Genomic DNA, 16,887 nt, shown 5'->3' with positions numbered 1-16,887 from the left:
AAATTATATGCACTAGTATAGCATTTTATTTATTTTTTGTTATTCTTGCTCATTTAAAATTTCACTCAGAAAGGACGGTATGGTAAATGAATCCTATAGACCAAGCTATCAGTTTTTACAAAGAAGAAGTTGAAGCTGCCGACCTTTATACATACCTCGCGAAAGTTGAGAAAAATCCACAAACTAAAAGTAATTTTGAAGCACTTGCAAAAATAGAGAAAGCTCACGCAAAATTTTGGCATCAATTTTTAAAAGACAGAAATATAGAAATTCCGGAAGAAAAATCTCGTAAATTTAGGCTTTTTACTTATAAAATATTGAGAACTTTATTAGGAAGTAAATTATTTGTCACAATACTTGAGATGAATGAAGCAACAAGTACCGAATCCTATTATCGCTATTTTAACGAAGCTTCTCTTACAGAAGAAGAAAAATTAATTCTATCAAAAATCATAGAAGATGAACTTGAACATGAAAAAATGTTTAGCAGCCAAAAAGACAAATTCAGCATAGAAAACATAAGAGACTTTATACTTGGAATGAACGATGGTCTTGTGGAAATTTTAGGAACTGTAACGGGACTTTCAGCTGTTTATCCAAAAAGCCCCATCACTGTTGGCACTGCTGGCTTGGTAGTAGGAGTAGCTGGTGCTCTTTCTATGGCAATAGGTGCATACACCTCTGTAAGGTCTCAAAGACAAGTAAATGAGGGTATAAAGAAGAAAATGGAGCTTTTATTTAGAGTCTCAAAAGACAGGGCAAAAGAGGAATTTTTAAATAAACTATCCGAATCCGGTATACCAGAAGATATCGGGAGAGAAATTGTAAACAAACTTAGTGACAATGAAGATGCCATGACAAATCTTTTAACTGAAGAGATTTCTGAAAACGAAATAAAATCTGCTCTATATACTGGTATCGCATACCTTGTAGGACTTGTATTCCCCGTTTTGCCTTACTTTATAATCACTTCATCCTCTTTAGTAGCTCTTGCATTTTCAGTAATTTTTGCAGCAATAGCACTTTCTATAGTAGGAATTATAGTATCTGTCGCTTCAGAAAGTCTGTCTATAAAAGGAAAGGTTTTAGAAATGGTAGCAACAGGCCTTGGAGCAGCAGTTTTATCATATCTCTTTGGAACTCTAGTGCAAAAAGTATTTGGAATAAGTGCATAAAAAATAAGGAGGACGAAAACCCTCCTCATAAACTGTAGACAAAGTATGTTTTTTGATTGGCACTTTGCAAGTCTGCTCCAGCAACAAAGCAGACTAAACTAACGCTCGTTCTCAGACTCAGGCTAATAATCCTCCAAAAAACTTTGAAGAAATAGAACAGTACAATAAAAAACTCATTAAAAAAGATGTTCAGGTAAAGTTACACAATACGGATAGGCGATATATGGCTGTTTTTTTGAACAGTTTATGGCTAAGAGAGAAACTATAAAAGAAGCTATAACCATCTACAGAGGTTATAGCTTTCCTAAATTTTACTTAATTACTTCCCTTTGTTTTACTCTCACTTTTACTTCTTTTCCCCCAATAAAATTAGGATAGTCAATGATTTTTAGTTTAATTGAATTGTCATAAGAAACGTTTGGTATCCTAATTAAAACTTCCTCTACTTTTCCTTCCCTTCCTCCATGAATCTCCTCCCCTAAAAAATGATATTTTTTCATAGATGAATCTTCAAATTCACTGTAAAAAGGACTATAAAAATTATTTGTATTATCTATTTTTTCAAGCGTAAATGTAAGCTGTATATCATTTTTATTGTACACTATATCATTTAACTTCAACTTTTCATCCGGTTTTTTTAAAATCATTTTATTCTTTAAATCTATAATTACCTCCGCCTTATCCTTATCAATTGCTTTAACCTTTGAAAAAGCTACATATAGTTCTTTCGGTTTTTTAAAATAATTACTCTGAAAATAAAGTACTGTATTGTTGTCATCTTTTCTTGTACCAGATACCCCATTACTTATTTGGCCAAATATATCTCCTTTCTCATCCACAATTCCTATATCCGGATAACCAAGTATTTTTTTGCTGTTTAAAGGGTTATAATGAATATAAAGAGCAATACGTGTAGGATAAACAATGGCTTTTTCGAAAGTAATTTTTTGACCATCTATTTCTATTGTTCTATTTACAGTATAAACTTCTTTTAGTCCCTTAAATTTATCTTTATCTATGTGAATAGAAAAGTTAAATGTATTGGATTTTAGGCCTTTAAATTGCATACTTAAATTTAATACTTCCGGTATGCTGTTGTTATCTCCCGAAAAAGCAATATCTATAAAACTTTCTTTTTCTACACTATTATTATCAAAACCACTCCAGCTTAAACTTATTTCTTCTAAAGGTTGATTCTTTTCATTGTATACTTCTATATTCTTTAGTTCCAGTGATTTTCCAGATTCATTTTTGATGGAATAAAAGATTATAATGCGACTTTCATCAACGATAATTCCTCCTATCGTCACTTTTACTCCATCATATTCTTTTGAAATATTAAGAGGCTGTATAAAATCATTTCTTACTGCTAGATCTAGGCCTTTATCATATCTAATAAGATTTACAATTGCTTCAAAACCCGTATTTGGCTAACATACGCTGCCACACTGGGAGATAACCTAATAGACAACACAAAGAAAATTATTAAAATACTTGCAGCAGCATAAGAAAGCATCCTTTTTTTCTTCTGTAATATCTTTTTGTTTCTCCCTTTTTCTATCCCCTTTTTTATATAATTTTCTACTTCTTCAGGAACCTCAATTTTATTTATACTTTCACTAATTTCCATCAGCACTTTTTCTGCATTTCTTCCAATACTATTTCACCTCCATGAAATTTTCTCTTAATTTTTTTAACGCTTTATAAAGCCAAGTTTTTACTGTGCCTTCAGGTTTATTCATTATAAATGCAATATCAGAAATTTTTAAATCATATAGGTATTTTAATCTAATAACTGTTTGATATTTTTCTTCCATTTGATTAAGTATTGTCTCTATCTCTATTCAGTCAAAATTCATAAATGAATTCGTTTCTTGTAACTCTTTTTCTTCTAAAACTTCCTTATTAGTAAACCTTTTTTTATTCCTAAGCTCATTTATACAATAATTTATCATTATACGTATAACCCAACTGTTAAAATATTTAGCCTTTTTTAATTTTTTGATATTTATATAAACCCTATAAGTCACCTCTTGCAAAGCTTCGAGAGATTCTTCTTCATTTTTTAAATAAGAAAATGCGATTCTATAAAGCTGTTCTTTTAAATTACTTATTAATTCGTAAAAAGCATCATCGTCGCCCTTTTTAGCTCTACTCACAAGTTCTTCTATATTCATATAAGCCTCTCCTATCACTTCTATAAATTAGACACAGAAATTTCAAAAATAGTTTTACCTTCATAAAAAATTATTCAGACATTCAGCGGACAAAGGGGACGGTTCCTTTCATCTGAACAACTTAGTAATCAGACAAAAGGAACCGTCCCCTTTGTCTGATTTTAAAAAGTGTTGATATTGCCCTTAATATCTTGTACAATGAAAGTAAGAACAATAAATTTTAACCTCTTCCCGAGGAGGGAGAAAAGATGTTTAAATTCAACCTTAAAAATCTCATCTGGGCAATAGCAGGGCTTGTTCTCCTCACAGTGGCTGTATTTTTTATAGTCAACTGGCCTGTAAATTCAAAAAAATAGCACCTCTAGTGAAAATGCGTAAGTCCATCGAGTAGGAGCTGAATAATTATTTTATTCAGCGTCCTCTCACACCACCGTACGTACCGTTCGGTATACGGCGGTTCATTAGGAACTAATGCACAGTTAGATATCTTTTTGTTAAACTCTTGTATCCAATGCTTTCAAAGTATTTGTTTGTAAGAGTTGCGTTCAGGATTGGGCTGTTGGAAATTCTCCAATAGCCTTTCCTTGTATTGGCATATTCCCAGGCTTTTTGATCTTCTACTCCTAGTTTTACTAAGTTATCATGCTTCGTTTTTATCTTCTTCCATTGTTTCCATATACATGCCCTTAGTCTTCGCCTTATCCATTCGTCAAGGGTTTTCATTATGCTTTTTGCGTCTGCTAATCCAAAATAGTTGACCCATCCTGTTGTTATTTGATTTAGTCTATTTATTCTGTTTTCCATGCTTATTCCCTTGTTCCGATTGGTTATTTCTCTTACTTTTTCCTTAAACCTTTTGATGGATTTTTCATGGATTCTTATCCTCACTTCATTTTCTTTTGTATAGAATGAAAATCCAAGAAATTTTCTTCTCCAGGGTCTATCTACAGCACTTTTTGCTTCGTTGACTTTTAGTTTTAATTTGCTTTCTATGAATTTCTTTATGCTCTTCATTACTCTGTTTCCTGCAGACCTGCTTCTTACATATATGTTGCAGTCGTCTGCATATCGACAAAATTTATGCCCACGTTTTTCAAGTTCTTTGTCTAATTCGTCCAACATGATATTTGCTAATAACGGACTTAGTGGCCCTCCTTGCAGCGTTCCTTCTTCTGTTGATACTTTGATTCCGTTTATCATTACTCCTGATTCTAAGTATCTTCGTATTAACTTTAGTACCCTTTTGTCTCCTATCCGCTTTTCTAGTTTGGACATTATTATGTCGTGGTTTACTCTGTCAAAGAACTTTTCTAAGTCCATATCTACAACCCATGCGTATCCTTCATTTATATATGCTTCTGCGGCTTTTATTGCGTCTTTTGCACTGCGTCTTGGTCTGAATCCATAACTGCTATCGGAAAATGTATGGTTGTAGACTCTATTTAGTATTTGGGCTATTGCTTGTTGTATTAGCCTATCTAGTGCTGTAGGTATTCCTAGTAGTCTTACTCCTCCATCTGGTTTGGGAATTTCTACTCTTCGCACTGGTTGTGGTTTATACTTCCCTTCCAGCAATTGTTGCTTTATGGTTGGCCATTTCTCTTTGAGATACGGTAGAAGTTCATCTACTTCCATCCCATCGACTCCATGGCTCCCTTTATTTGTAACGACTCGCTTGTATGCTAATCTCATGTTCTCTCGTTCTACTATCATCTCAAGCATATTGCTGGTATATCTTTGTACATCGTTTCTTCTATCTTCTGACGCCGATGATATACTATGCACTTCCGTTGTCTTTTGAAATTCCATTTCTCTATTCAACGGATAGCCTCTTTGTTGAGTTGTCTGCAGTCTCTGCATATCTTTCGAGTCCATAAGATTTCCAAAACCTCCTAACGTTCGGTCCTTCCTTATCTATTCATGACTAGATAAGTACTATGACCTCTGCTGACTTCTCAAGGTTCAGCCATACATCACTGCATGGGTTGTCACTTCAGATTTTACTTCCATGACTTATCCTTGAGACCTCCCCGGGTAAGAACGATAACTTTCATCTCATATATCTGCCAGATTTACTGTATGGGATTCGGGTAGTGTTGGACTTCGTTTTGTTACGCAAACTCATCCATCCCAATTCAGCCTCTTATCTGGTTCTTGTTCATCAGACCGAGATTTTGCCTTAAGCTTCCTTCAGATTCCACCTCACGATGGACACCCTTGCTCTTGGCTAGTGGTTCCCACTACCAAGCCCACAGCGGGCTTTCACCGCCTAGTTATCGCCCATGCCGGGCGCACATAAATAAAAAGACCCCACTTGAAAAGCAGGGTCTTTTGCTTTATTTTTCCAGTATTTTTATCAGGAGGTTAATACTTGCCTCTACATCCCTTTTATCCACCATCTCTGAAACGCTGTGGACATACCTTGTGGGAATAGAAATCACCCCTGAAGGTACTCCCCCTCTTGAAAGGTGAATTGCCCCTGCGTCAGTACCCCCAAATTCTAGAATCTCTAACTGATACGGAATATTGTTCTCTTTCGCAGTTTCAATCATCATATCTCTTACAGAAGGGCTCACAATTATTGACCTATCCATCACCTTTATTGCTGCGCCTTTACCAAGAGCTACCGCCATTTTCTTCGCTTTAGGAGTATCTCCCGTTGCTGTAACATCAACAGCAATAGCAAAATCAGGATTAATACTGTAAGCGGCTGTAGTAGCTCCTCTCAAACCTACTTCTTCCTGCACTGTGAAGACAAAATACAGCTCATTTTCTGTCTTCACGTTTTTTAGCGCTTCAATCGCTACATAACAACCTATTCTGTCATCAAAAGCTTTGGAGACTAACCTATCTCCAGCTTCTACAAACTCCCCTACAAAAGCCCCACTATCTCCTATTCTGACAAGCTCTTCAGCTTCTTTTTTATCCTTTGCTCCTATGTCTATATAAAGCTTTTCTAGTTTAAAATCCTTTTTATCTTCCAAATGTTCTACTCCAATCACTCCTACTGTACCATTTTTAAACACAACTCTTCTTCCCACCAGATGCTCTACATAAACGCCACCTATCGTTGTAAACCTCAAGAAGCCTTCCTCTTCAATATGCGTAACCATAATGCCTATTTCATCAGCATGAGCAGCCACCATTATCTTTTTGCCCTTTCCCTTTTTCACACATATCATGTTGCCCATTGCGTCATGAGTAATTTCATCGCAAAAGCCTTTGACTTCCTCTTTTATAATCTCAAAAACCTTCTCCTCACTTCCCGAATGTCCAAAAGCCTGTGTTAGCTTTTTTATAAGTTCCACATTTACACTCATCCTAATACCTCCTCAATATTTTTAATCACTAAGTCTACAAGTTTAACTGTATTATCAAAGTCATTCAGATTAGCTACAGAATCGAAGGAATGAATATACCTGCAAGGTACAGATATAGCTACCGTCTTTATTCCTCCCTTTGTAATGTGAATTTTCCCTGCGTCATTACCACCGCTAGCTATTCTTCTAAACTGATAGGGTATCTTATTCTTTTCTGCTATCTTGACGATTTTATCGATAATCTTTCTATCATACAAAGTGGTTCTATCCACAAGTGAAATCGCTGGTCCTTTCCCTAGTTCTGTAGAAACCAAATGAGGTTCTGAATCCACAACATCTGCAGCGACAGTGCCTTCTACCACTATTGCAAAATCAGGATCTACATTGTAAGCTGCTACACCTGCGCCTCTTAAACCAACTTCTTCTTGAACTGTAAAAGCTGTACAAACAGGATACTCATATGTATTCTTCAGAATTTCTATCAGCACGTTACAGCCTATTCTGTCGTCTAAAGCCTTTGCCTTAACGTATCCATCCCCCAAAAGTTCAAAATTTGATTCAAAGTAGACATAGTCACCGGGTGAAACGTGCTTTAAAGCTTCTTCTTTAGATGCTGCTCCAATGTCTATATAGAGTTCATGAAAGTCAAGAGGTTTTTCCTGCTCTCCTTTTTTCTGAAGATGTATAGGTTTTGCACCTATTACCCCGTTTATCTTCTTCTCCCCTACCTTTACTGCTTTGGCTACCAGAATACGGTTGTCAACTCCACCCACGGGAGAAAAACTCAATGTCCCGTCTTCATTTACAGACTTCACCATTAAAGCAACTTCATCCATGTGAGCAGCCAGCATCACCTTTGGCTTTTCCTTTTTCCCTTTTTTGCAGGCTATTAAATTTCCAATTCTGTCTACATAAATCTCATCCACATAAGGTTTTACTATTTCTCTTATTTTCTCTCTTACCTCTTTTTCATCTCCAGAAGCACCTAAAAGCTCAGTTAACTCCTTTAATAACATAAATGTCCCTCCAATTCCTCAGGCAGATTGGCAATATAGTGTGCCAGCAGTCTGCCGCTTTCTATTATGTCTTTCATATTAGCAGTTTCCACAGAAGTATGCATGTACTTCAAAGGTATTGACACAAGCCCTGTAGGAACTCCTTTTTTTGACACCTGGATTGCCCATGCATCAGTGCCTGAATGCCCAGGAAGCGGCTCTATCTGATAATTTATATTGTATTTTTTAGCTATATCTACAAGCCCTTTATATACAGCAGGATGAATATTAGGCCCCTTCCCAATCGCAGGCCCTTTCCCTACCTCTATGTCTCGGCTAACTCCCCTCGCTTTCGCATGAGTCACATCAATCGCTATAGCTATATCAGGTTCAATATTGCAAGAAGAAGTCGTAGCTCCTCTTACTCCCACCTCTTCCTGAAGAGTGGCTACAGCATATACGTCGTGATAATGGTACACCTTCTTGAGCTCCTCAAGGCATACTGCCATCACCACAACCCCTGCTCTATCGTCCAAAGCTTTTCCCGAAACATTCTCATTCAAAAGCTCTTTAAACTCCCTTTTTACGATTATTATATCTCCAATACTTACAAGCTTTTCTACCTCCTCCTTTTGAAGTCCAACATCCACATACATATCATCTATTTTTATCGCTTTTTCCATGTCCTCAGAAGACAAAAGATGTGGTGGCTTACTTCCTATAACTCCCAATAAATCCTTTTTACCGTGAACTATAACTTCTTGGGAAGGAAGAGTCCTCTGATCAACCCCTCCTACTGTTGTAAATTTTATAAATCCCTTCTCATCAATATCTTTCACCATAAGACCTATTTCATCTAAATGAGCTGCTAACATCACCTTGTACTTGCCTTTTGTGCCCTTCTTTTTAAAAATAAGATTGCCAAAATTGTCTTCTTTAACTTCATCTGAAATTGGCTCAAATTCTTTTTTTAAGAGGTCATAAATTCCTCTCTCATGCCCAGAAACCCCGTAGCTTTCACTAAGCTTTTTTAATAAATCCTTATAATCCATTTTCTACCCCTTCCCGTATAGTTTTATTAAACCACCTTCAAATTTTAATGATTAACCTCTACAAGTTTATTATTTCTACATAGATCTTTAAATTCCTTCTTATTTTTTCTAGCTTAAATACTAATGTTAAGACAGAAATTATAAAAGACAATGGTACAAAAATTGATATTCTAGGTATTCATATTAATATTCCTCCAATAACTATCCCGAATAGTTCTAATGAAATTTCTGACTTACGCCCTCATGAAAATTTTCTGCCGGATAAATCAATTTCAGTAAAAGACATAGATAGCATATCTAGTAAAGAGAATATTAAGGATAACAGTAAATTGCCCTGTCGTGTAAAACTTATTAAACTATAAGGATTGAAGGCAAAGCTATTGATATCTGTTGTGCCCATATATCCGAAAAGCGCATCTAAGAAAACTATAAAAGCGCTCCAACCTAATCCATCCATCTCAAAGCCTGAAAAAGTCATTTGAAGTCCAAATATTGCAAGTAAAAGTATTAAACTTCTCAAAATAGGCTCAAATTTATTTATAAAATGGACTCCTAAAAATATTTCTCCAATAGCAGAAGTTACAATCACAACAAGGCTTAAGAAAATGAGATTGTAAAGGAACAATTCTTTTTTAGAAAAAGGTAGGAAGTATAAAAGTTCTGCATTTTGATGTCTTATATCATACACTATAAAAGTGGCAGACAAAAACAAAAGTGCAATTGTTTTGATTAATAATACTGGTATGAATAGTAGAAGAGTAAGAAAAAGTATTCTTACAGTTTTCTCCTTTAATTCTTTCTGTATATAAATATCCATTTTATTTATCACTTCATTCATTTTTCCAGACCTCCTCAAAAATTAACATAGAAGTATAATAGTCTATACGACTGTTTTTCAATTTTGTGACACATTCTCTTATAATTTTTATTACACCTTCTTCTACATCAATGTCTTTCTTTATAAAATATCCTATGCCTTGCTCTGACTCTATATATCCTTCGTTTTTTAATTTTTCTAAAGCTTTTATAACTGTATTTATATTTACGTCAAATATCACCTGTAAATCTCTGATAGATGGAAGTGGACTGCCTTTTTGAAGGTTACCTAATAAAATTTCTGATTTTATCATGTTTACTATTTGTAAATATGCAGGTACTCCACTGTGTTTATCTACTTTTCTTAACATCTTGCACCATCACTCTCTGATTAATTTTATAATGCCTGAATTTTTTATGTCGATAGGAGCTTTGCTTTTGTTTATAATTTTTAAAGAACCGCCTGTTGCATCTATATAAAATTCACCAGTTTCATCAGAAGTATTTGCCATAATAAAAGATGGGAAAATACTATATACAGATTCCATTGATGAAGCGAAACAAAAACACAGAATAGTTAGCCTAAATGAAAACATAAAAGGGGCAAAAGTAATCGCAGTCCTCAATAACGAAGTCCTGGTAAGAACAGAAGAAGACATAGGCGAATATCCGCACTTAAACCAGATAATCGTAGGCTATCTAAAAAGTACCTAATAAACAAGGTAACAATAAGAAATTTAAATTGATTTTCCTATAAAACATCTATTGATTCTCCCCCTCTGAGATGTAAATCTAGCTCAGAGGGTTATTTTTACAGTTGGTGTACCAATTTATTTTTAAATCTATCTCTTATTCTTGCTGACTATAAAAATCAATGAATATCCTGCTACCACAGATAGTGCATTAATAACATGTCCTAGTACATAAGAAAGGTCCAATAAGATGGGATAAAGATACAAAAAAACTACTACAAATAAGGGTAAAATAAAAGCCAATAGACATTTATAATTTATCATCCAATTCCCTTCTTTCTTTGTTTCACTTAAAAAGAAAGGAATTGTTAATAATATTCCTAAAACGAAATAAAAAATTAGATTACCCCACACAAGTATTATTTGGTTGTATGTAGCTTCTGAAATACGGATTATCTTTTGTAACAATATGTTACCTACGATTAAATAAATATATATTAACAATATAAAAAACATTTTAAACTCTACATTTTCTTCTTTCATTAACACTCTCCCTTTCTTTTATTTTTATAAAAAAGAACGCCTCTGTGTTATTGTAATACTTTTCAATTCTTCTAATTTAATTTCACTTTACATATCCATTATTTAACATCAACACCCATTCACTACTAGTCTCCCTATGAAGTGTTACCCATGAAGTAGAACCATATCCATGCGAAATATCCGTTCTTACAGGTAGCCAACCATTAATCCAGTCCCTGTATCCACCCAAATAAATTCTTTGAGGTTAAAAGTTTTTTCACATCCACTCAACCCCCCATCAAATACTTTACCAACATTATACCATTATTTCGCTTATCAGATATTACAAATTAGTTACAAATTATTAAATTTCTGTTAATTTTCTTAATAAATTAAGCTTTTTAAAAAAATCCTGTCTTAACTTAAATTCAAGTATAAAATGGAAAATGCTACTTAAAAACAAATACTTGCAGAAATAAAAAAGGCAATAAATATATTTCTCATTCCAATTTGTAGGGTTAAATATTTGAAAAGAATGGGAACAAAAATTTAGCAACTTTTTATAAAATCAAATTCTAAGTTTACACAGAATATTTTTCACTCCCTTGTGAAACCCTTAAACATATCTTTATATTTATCATTAATTGATATTTTAGCTTGTTTTACATATTGATCTATTATACTGTCAACATACTTTTTATATTCATTTTGTGTATCAACAGTCATTTTATCTGTTTTTTCCAATTTTCCACTCTTAATCCCTTCATTAATTATCGTGTTGTATAATTTATCAAACAGCAGCATTCTTTTTACATTATACTTTTCATAATCATTCCAGTATTCATCATATGTCATACCACTTGCAGAAATTAACTCTTTCAATTTTTTATCTACTTCTGGAGATTCTTTGAATTGTTGCTTTTCCTTTTCAAGATACGAATTTATCTCACCTTCTGATACTTTTAGATTATACTTCATAGCAAGGTATTCTTTCACTTTCTCCCTCACCAATTTACTTAAAACAAAATTGTTTATATCGTTTACCTGTCCTTCTGATGCCAATGTCAATCCCTTACGCAATTCAAATTCATTTTTATATATCGGTATACCGTTAACTTCTGCAATTATATCCCCTTCGTTGATTTTTAATCTGTCCTTATCACCTTTTAAAAAACTGCCTACTTTTTTGATGACATTATTAAATTGTGATTCATTTGGTTTATCACTCGGATTGGCTTTTGATATCGACAATGCAACAGCAATCATACCCAATGATAAAACAATAGCGAAAGCAATTAATATAAAAATTCTTTTTTCATTAACACTCCACCTCCAAACAAATATTTTATTAACCTTTTCTTCCTAATTTATCTTCTTTTTCTACTTTGTTTTATCTGATAGATTGCCAAAAAAGCTCTAAATAATTTTGCTCAATGAAATTAGCGAGGATATTGTATGTATACCCATTTACTATAATTATACTTTTTTTGTTATCTTTATCAAAGGCTACAAATCCGTTTTCCCCATGACAATAGAAATTGATTGCATAATAAGAAAAATCTATCCTTCCTTTTACAGTGCTACTCATTTTATATTTGTATCCTCTTAACCATCCGGTTAATTCTTTAATTTTTCCTTTATCTTCTGTTATTTTTGACTGCTCATTTCTTAATATCTCTACTTTATAAACATTATCAAGATTAAACCCAATTGCTTCATCAATAGTCTTTACTCTATATTCATACAGATTTTTAGCCAAAATAGCAGCAGAGCAAATTATTACCACTAATATAATAACTTTTACTTTTTTATCCATTTTGTTATCATCCCTCTCCATTTTCTCGTTTTTATCCATTTCCCCCTATACACCTCAAATAATTGTAATTTTAAAACCGTTTATCCCACGTATAACCACCATTTTTACTGTAATATAAATTTGTTCCAGACTTCAACGTAGCTAAAGCCCAGCCAATCTTATGGTCTATAAATTGAATTTGAACAGTATTTTGAGGAACATTGAATTTATTCCATGTCTTTCCCACATCGTTTGTAGCAATCAGTTCACCATCTAATAAAATATACCAGTTGTTTCTATCCACTAAGTCAATTTCAATTGGTTTTTTATCGGACAAAAAAGATGCTTTTTCACTCCACGTACCTCCATTATCATTACTAGTTAAAAAATTGTTTGATAGTTTTTTTGTGCCCCATTATAAATAGAAACTGGCCATATAATTACTGTATTCCCTTTATTATCAAAAAATTTAAAAGGATATATAAGAATACTGTCATTTTTACATTCCGAAAGTAGTGGAATATCTTTTCTATTCCACGTATTCCCTCCATCAGTAGTTATATATAAACCATATTTTCCTGGTTCACGCCTTTCTATCGCAACAAAACCAGTTTTTCCATCAGGTAAAAAAATGAAGCTCTTTTTCTCTCCTTCATATGGAAGTGAATTAGTGGATGATGAAGTATTATTGGGTAATTCTCCTTTGTGAATGAATATCCATTTATCGCTTACCAATTTGTACACATCCACAAATACATTTCCAGAAGCAGGTCCATATTTTTTAAGTTCCCATCCTTGATATTCTCCATCTGAATTTACAAAAAATAATTTGCCCATACTAAAAGGTACTTTCTCGCCAATCCAGTTTTTACCTCTATCTTTCGTTCTATAAAGAGTCTCATTAGAATAAAATATCCAGGCATGATTGGAATCCATGAAATACCATGCGCGAATGTCACCTATAGCAGAAGGTGAAACATTATCCATGTACTGCCTCCCTCATTTGTAATAATACTTTATTTCCTCCAATAGCCCATCCATTCTTTCTATCGACCATTTGAAAATATTGAAAATTAGGAATTAATTTAAGAGCAGTATTTCTTGCATTATCGTCTTTTTTAATTTGACATCCACCAAAAAACAAAATTAAAATTATCAAAATTACAAAGACTTTTTTCATTTTTTACTCAAGCCTCCCATAAATGCTTCTACCAAGATTATACCACTATCTCGTTTATCAGATATTACAAATTGGCTACAAATTATTAAATTTTTATTAAGTATCTTTTAATATCTTCCCTCTTTGAAATTTTTATCATTTTATGTTATCCTTAATAAATAAGTCTAAACACAGTGCTGTACTCTCTCATAAGGAGGCTTTTTTGATGGACACCTTCTTCTCATCAGTTCAAGGAGTTTTAACAATTGTATTTATATTAGTTCTCGGATATTATTTATCTAAAATAGGGTGGTTTGACAAATCAACATCGGATCTGTTTGCAAAGCTTGTAGTGAATGTATCTTTACCTCTTAATATGATTGTAAACATTTCCACAACTTTTTCAAAAGAACAATTGGAACACTCAGTAAGAGGACTTTTAATACCGTTTTTGTCAATACTTATATCCTATTTTATTGCTTATGTACTTGCAGAAATTTTTAAAGTCAAAAGAAAAAGAAGAGGAGTGTTTGTAGCTATATTTTCACTCTCAAATTCTATATTTGTAGGACTGCCAATGTCTCAAGCTCTTTTTGGAGAAGTTGCAACACCCTATACTTTATTATATTACATGGCAAATACTACAATTTGGTGGACATTAGGGGTTTACGGTATTATTCGGGATGTAAATGGAAAGGAGCAAAAAATACTAAATTTAGACACCATAAAAAGAATATTTAATCCTCCTCTTCTAGGTTTCATCATAGGAGTGATTTTTGTCTTTGCAAATATTTCTTTTCCAAAATTCCTTTTTGACAGCTTTAAAATGATTGGAAACCTTACTACTCCTTTATCAATATTCTATATCGGTATAGTCATTTATGAAATGGGTTTCGACAAATTTAAAGTTGACAAAGATGCTATTTTAGTTTTTGTCGGAAGATTTTTAATAACTCCTGCTTTCGTATTGCTTCTAAACATATTCATTCCAGTACCAAAGCTTATGAGAGATGTATTTGTCATAATGTCAGCAATGCCTGTGCTGGTAAACTCTGCAATTATTGCAAGAGTTTACGGAGCAGATTATGAATTTGCCACAAGTATGATCACATATACAACAATATCCAGTGTCGTTATAATGCCCTTTTTGATGGCCTTACTGAGAGTAATTTAATACTCTCTTTCCAATCCATGTAAGAATATCTTCATAAACCTTTTCCCTCTCTACTTCATTGAGAAGCTCATGCCTTTTCCCTGGATAAAGCTTTATATTCACTTGTTTTAATCCTATACTTTTGTAAAGCTCATAGAGCCTCTTTACTAATTTACCATACTCACCTACAGGATCTTCTTCTCCAGAAATTACAAATAAAGGCAAATCTTTTGGTATTGCCAGTAACCTTTGAGTCTTATACAGATTTAAAAGTCCTTTAAAAAAGTAATAAAAAAATCCAACTGTAAAAACGCCACCGCAATAAGGGTCTTCCTCATACTTTTTAACCTCTTCCTTATCTGTTGAAAGCCACTCAAATTTGCTTAAATTATCCTCCTTTATTTTTTTGTTGTAGCTTCCAAATGTAAGTTTATCTAAAATTTTGCTTCTTTTTTTCTCACCAAAGAGGGTTTTTTCAACAAAAGCTAAAGCATAACCAAATCTAAGGGGTAATTCTTTAATCGCAGAAGAACCGCTCAATATAACGCCATTTGTTTCTTTCCCATGCCTTATCATAAACTCTTGGGCTATAAAAGATCCAAAACTATGTCCAAATATTACAACAGGAAGATTTTCGTACTTTTCTTTTAAAAATTTCATTATTACATATTCGTCTTCTACTATTTTTTCAAAGCCATTTTTCCCTATGTAGCCTATATCATCAAGAGTTCCTGCCGTTTTCCCATGACCCCTGTGGTCATTAGCACACACTATAAAACCTTTTTCATTCATATAACGGGCAAAATTCCCATACCTTCCTCCGTGTTCAGCCATTCCATGAAATATCTGAATAATCCCTTTTGGAATTTCTACAGGCTCCCATAAATGAACGTATATATCTACCCCGTCTTCACCTTTTATAAAAAAGTTACTGTAATTACTTGCCATTTTGCTCCCCCTCTTCAAACTTCTTTACAATAATATTTATTCTATAGAAAATTCATTTAACCTGCTAAATTTTACAAAGAAAATTTCCATTGGCAACCCCAAAAGGTCTTTTTCCTTAAAATTTGTGGGAAAAGAGCATATTTCACTCCCCACTTTTTCTCCTTTAATTGCCAAGATTCCTGTCATCAGCAAAATCAAGGCATCTACTATATCGTCTCTTTTCAACCCTTCAATTTTATTTTCAACTATCTCGCAATTAAAATTTTTAAAAAGTTTTCTCAAAAATTCTATTCGCTCTTTATACCCTTCTTCATCTCTTTTACTGAATTTTGCCGCCTCACCTTTTAAACCTTTAAAAGCCACTTCTGGATGCGATTCTTTTATCAATTCAATTGCTTCTGGATTTTTAATTATAAATTCATCCACTTCCTTTATTTTAGGAACAATATTCCAGACTTGTTTTGACAGCCCTTTGCCCAGAACTTCTTTGTTTATAGCCAAGGCCTTTGTGTAACTTTTCGCCTTAAAAACTTCTCTACAAGGGGGAGAAAATATACTGGAAGAGCGAGGATAACCCAAAAATTTCCTCACTTCTTCATCACAGCTTCTATACCTTTTTTGAGAATGAGGAAGACCAATGGGAATGTCAATAAGAATAAGTTTGGCTTTACTCTCATAAAGCTGCCATACATCCTCAATTTTCTCAAAAAATTGGACAAAAACCTCTCCTTTTTTACAAGTGGCTACCACCCATCCCCCTTTAGCGCCGTCTATACCTAAAACTTTTTCGTCAATATCCATAATTTATCCCTTCTTTTTATCCCAATTCTACTTCTTCTGCTTTTTTATAGTAATAATACAATACTAAAAGAGTAATTAAAATAACAGAAGTTGCAATTATTCCTCCCTCCAGTCCAAAATCCCCTCCAGAAAGAAAATTGTTTCTCGGAAAAGCATTGTAAATACCTCTTATAGCATTGCCACTCACATTAAACCAAAATATGTAACCTTGGAAATAATTCCACGATATGTGATATCCAATCGGCATCCACAGATTCCCTGTCTTTAGATACATGTAGGAAA

General features: G+C 33.4%; 20 protein-coding genes and 3 pseudogenes. 3 read left to right on the top strand and 20 right to left on the bottom strand.

Translation table 11 applies throughout. From position 1 onward, the window contains the following. Positions 1 to 86 precede the first annotated feature (86 nt). Complete coding sequence (locus tag THEWI_RS02435; RefSeq protein WP_014062312.1) at positions 87 to 1,175, top strand: VIT1/CCC1 transporter family protein; 1,089 nt, start codon at positions 87 to 89, stop codon at positions 1,173 to 1,175. Positions 1,176 to 1,486: 311 nt separating this feature from the next. On the opposite strand, the gene THEWI_RS02430 is transcribed toward THEWI_RS02435, so the two are convergent. The 11 genes and pseudogenes from THEWI_RS02430 to THEWI_RS02395 all read right to left on the bottom strand — a co-directional run bounded on the left by THEWI_RS02430 (position 1,487) and on the right by THEWI_RS02395 (position 9,906). Further along, positions 1,487 to 2,485 carry a DUF5643 domain-containing protein gene (locus THEWI_RS02430; protein WP_425274162.1) on the bottom strand — a complete coding sequence of 333 codons (999 nt, stop codon included), beginning with the start codon at positions 2,483 to 2,485 and terminating at the stop codon, positions 1,487 to 1,489. Continuing rightward, positions 2,486 to 2,572 (bottom strand): annotated as a pseudogene (locus THEWI_RS15525) (hypothetical protein); the annotation flags it as partial. A 5-nt stretch (positions 2,573 to 2,577) separates the two neighbouring features. Continuing rightward, complete coding sequence (locus THEWI_RS14660) at positions 2,578 to 2,805, bottom strand: hypothetical protein (RefSeq protein ID WP_244262297.1); 228 nt, start codon at positions 2,803 to 2,805, stop codon at positions 2,578 to 2,580. 28 nt (positions 2,806 to 2,833) lie between these two features. Continuing rightward, positions 2,834 to 3,004 carry an RNA polymerase sigma factor gene (locus THEWI_RS13815; RefSeq protein WP_279625636.1) on the bottom strand — a complete coding sequence of 57 codons (171 nt, stop codon included), beginning with the start codon at positions 3,002 to 3,004 and terminating at the stop codon, positions 2,834 to 2,836. 15 nt (positions 3,005 to 3,019) lie between these two features. Then, positions 3,020 to 3,352 (bottom strand): sigma factor, encoded by a 333-nt coding sequence (locus tag THEWI_RS13620; RefSeq protein ID WP_052877848.1) that lies wholly within the window; start codon positions 3,350 to 3,352, stop codon positions 3,020 to 3,022. 468 nt (positions 3,353 to 3,820) lie between these two features. Beyond that, the gene (ltrA, locus tag THEWI_RS02420; RefSeq protein ID WP_014062310.1) at positions 3,821 to 5,227 is read right to left on the bottom strand and encodes a group II intron reverse transcriptase/maturase; all 1,407 of its coding nucleotides are present in this window, start codon (positions 5,225 to 5,227) and stop codon (positions 3,821 to 3,823) included. A gap of 461 nt (positions 5,228 to 5,688) precedes the next feature. After that, positions 5,689 to 6,672: a M42 family metallopeptidase gene (locus THEWI_RS02415; RefSeq protein WP_014062309.1), complete on the bottom strand. Its 984-nt coding sequence runs from the start codon at positions 6,670 to 6,672 to the stop codon at positions 5,689 to 5,691. Then, positions 6,669 to 7,688, bottom strand: a complete 1,020-nt coding sequence (locus THEWI_RS02410; RefSeq protein ID WP_014062308.1) for a M42 family metallopeptidase — start codon at positions 7,686 to 7,688, stop codon at positions 6,669 to 6,671. Before THEWI_RS02410 ends, THEWI_RS02415 begins: the two co-directional genes overlap by 4 nt. Next, positions 7,679 to 8,719 carry a M42 family metallopeptidase gene (locus THEWI_RS02405; RefSeq protein WP_014062307.1) on the bottom strand — a complete coding sequence of 347 codons (1,041 nt, stop codon included), beginning with the start codon at positions 8,717 to 8,719 and terminating at the stop codon, positions 7,679 to 7,681. The genes THEWI_RS02410 and THEWI_RS02405 overlap by 10 nt, the downstream gene beginning before the upstream one ends. Positions 8,720 to 8,960: 241 nt before the next feature. Then, positions 8,961 to 9,557, bottom strand: a complete 597-nt coding sequence (locus THEWI_RS02400) for a hypothetical protein (RefSeq protein ID WP_014062306.1) — start codon at positions 9,555 to 9,557, stop codon at positions 8,961 to 8,963. Beyond that, a complete protein-coding gene (locus THEWI_RS02395) occupies positions 9,550 to 9,906 on the bottom strand; it encodes a GntR family transcriptional regulator (protein ID WP_014062305.1) in 357 nt (118 codons plus the stop codon). Before THEWI_RS02395 ends, THEWI_RS02400 begins: the two co-directional genes overlap by 8 nt. 133 nt (positions 9,907 to 10,039) lie before the next feature. Between THEWI_RS02395 and THEWI_RS14655 the strand changes: the two are divergent. Then, positions 10,040 to 10,249, top strand: a pseudogene (locus THEWI_RS14655) (ABC transporter ATP-binding protein); the annotation flags it as partial. A 128-nt stretch (positions 10,250 to 10,377) separates the two neighbouring features. Here the strand turns inward: THEWI_RS14655 and THEWI_RS02390 are convergent. The 6 genes from THEWI_RS02390 to THEWI_RS14640 form a co-directional block, all read right to left on the bottom strand. Continuing rightward, complete coding sequence (locus THEWI_RS02390) at positions 10,378 to 10,770, bottom strand: hypothetical protein (protein ID WP_014062304.1); 393 nt, start codon at positions 10,768 to 10,770, stop codon at positions 10,378 to 10,380. Between the two features lie 576 nt (positions 10,771 to 11,346). Next, on the bottom strand, positions 11,347 to 12,015 hold the full coding sequence (locus tag THEWI_RS02385; protein ID WP_014062303.1) for a SurA N-terminal domain-containing protein: 669 nt from the start codon (positions 12,013 to 12,015) through the stop codon (positions 11,347 to 11,349). A gap of 124 nt (positions 12,016 to 12,139) precedes the next feature. Next, positions 12,140 to 12,604: a hypothetical protein gene (locus tag THEWI_RS02380; RefSeq protein WP_014062302.1), complete on the bottom strand. Its 465-nt coding sequence runs from the start codon at positions 12,602 to 12,604 to the stop codon at positions 12,140 to 12,142. Between the two features lie 31 nt (positions 12,605 to 12,635). After that, positions 12,636 to 12,881, bottom strand: coding sequence for a beta propeller repeat protein (locus tag THEWI_RS14650; RefSeq protein WP_244262296.1), 246 nt, complete (start codon positions 12,879 to 12,881; stop codon positions 12,636 to 12,638). Between the two features lie 44 nt (positions 12,882 to 12,925). Further along, a complete protein-coding gene (locus THEWI_RS14645; protein ID WP_244262295.1) occupies positions 12,926 to 13,531 on the bottom strand; it encodes a beta propeller repeat protein in 606 nt (201 codons plus the stop codon). Next, positions 13,524 to 13,724, bottom strand: coding sequence for a hypothetical protein (locus tag THEWI_RS14640; RefSeq protein WP_244262294.1), 201 nt, complete (start codon positions 13,722 to 13,724; stop codon positions 13,524 to 13,526). The genes THEWI_RS14645 and THEWI_RS14640 overlap by 8 nt, the downstream gene beginning before the upstream one ends. 205 nt (positions 13,725 to 13,929) lie before the next feature. On the opposite strand from THEWI_RS14640, the gene THEWI_RS02370 reads away from it, so the two are divergent. Beyond that, complete coding sequence (locus THEWI_RS02370) at positions 13,930 to 14,877, top strand: AEC family transporter (protein ID WP_014062301.1); 948 nt, start codon at positions 13,930 to 13,932, stop codon at positions 14,875 to 14,877. Here THEWI_RS02370 and THEWI_RS02365 read toward each other — a convergent pair. From THEWI_RS02365 to THEWI_RS02355, 3 genes and pseudogenes are all read right to left on the bottom strand, one after another. Next, entirely contained in the window at positions 14,860 to 15,804 is a 945-nt protein-coding gene (locus THEWI_RS02365; protein ID WP_014062300.1) for an alpha/beta hydrolase, read from the bottom strand. The two genes, THEWI_RS02370 and THEWI_RS02365, sit on opposite strands and share 18 nt — an antisense overlap. Positions 15,805 to 15,840: 36 nt before the next feature. Next, positions 15,841 to 16,605: a DUF429 domain-containing protein gene (locus THEWI_RS02360; protein ID WP_014062299.1), complete on the bottom strand. Its 765-nt coding sequence runs from the start codon at positions 16,603 to 16,605 to the stop codon at positions 15,841 to 15,843. Between the two features lie 16 nt (positions 16,606 to 16,621). Beyond that, positions 16,622 to 16,882, bottom strand: a pseudogene (locus THEWI_RS02355) (CPBP family intramembrane glutamate endopeptidase); the annotation flags it as partial. Positions 16,883 to 16,887 lie beyond the last annotated feature (5 nt).

The organism is Thermoanaerobacter wiegelii Rt8.B1, from assembly GCF_000147695.2.
Taxonomy (GTDB): Bacteria; Bacillota; Thermoanaerobacteria; order Thermoanaerobacterales; family Thermoanaerobacteraceae; genus Thermoanaerobacter; species Thermoanaerobacter ethanolicus.
The sequence above is the reverse complement of the archived record's forward strand: the minus strand, read 5'-3'. Positions and strand labels throughout refer to the sequence as shown.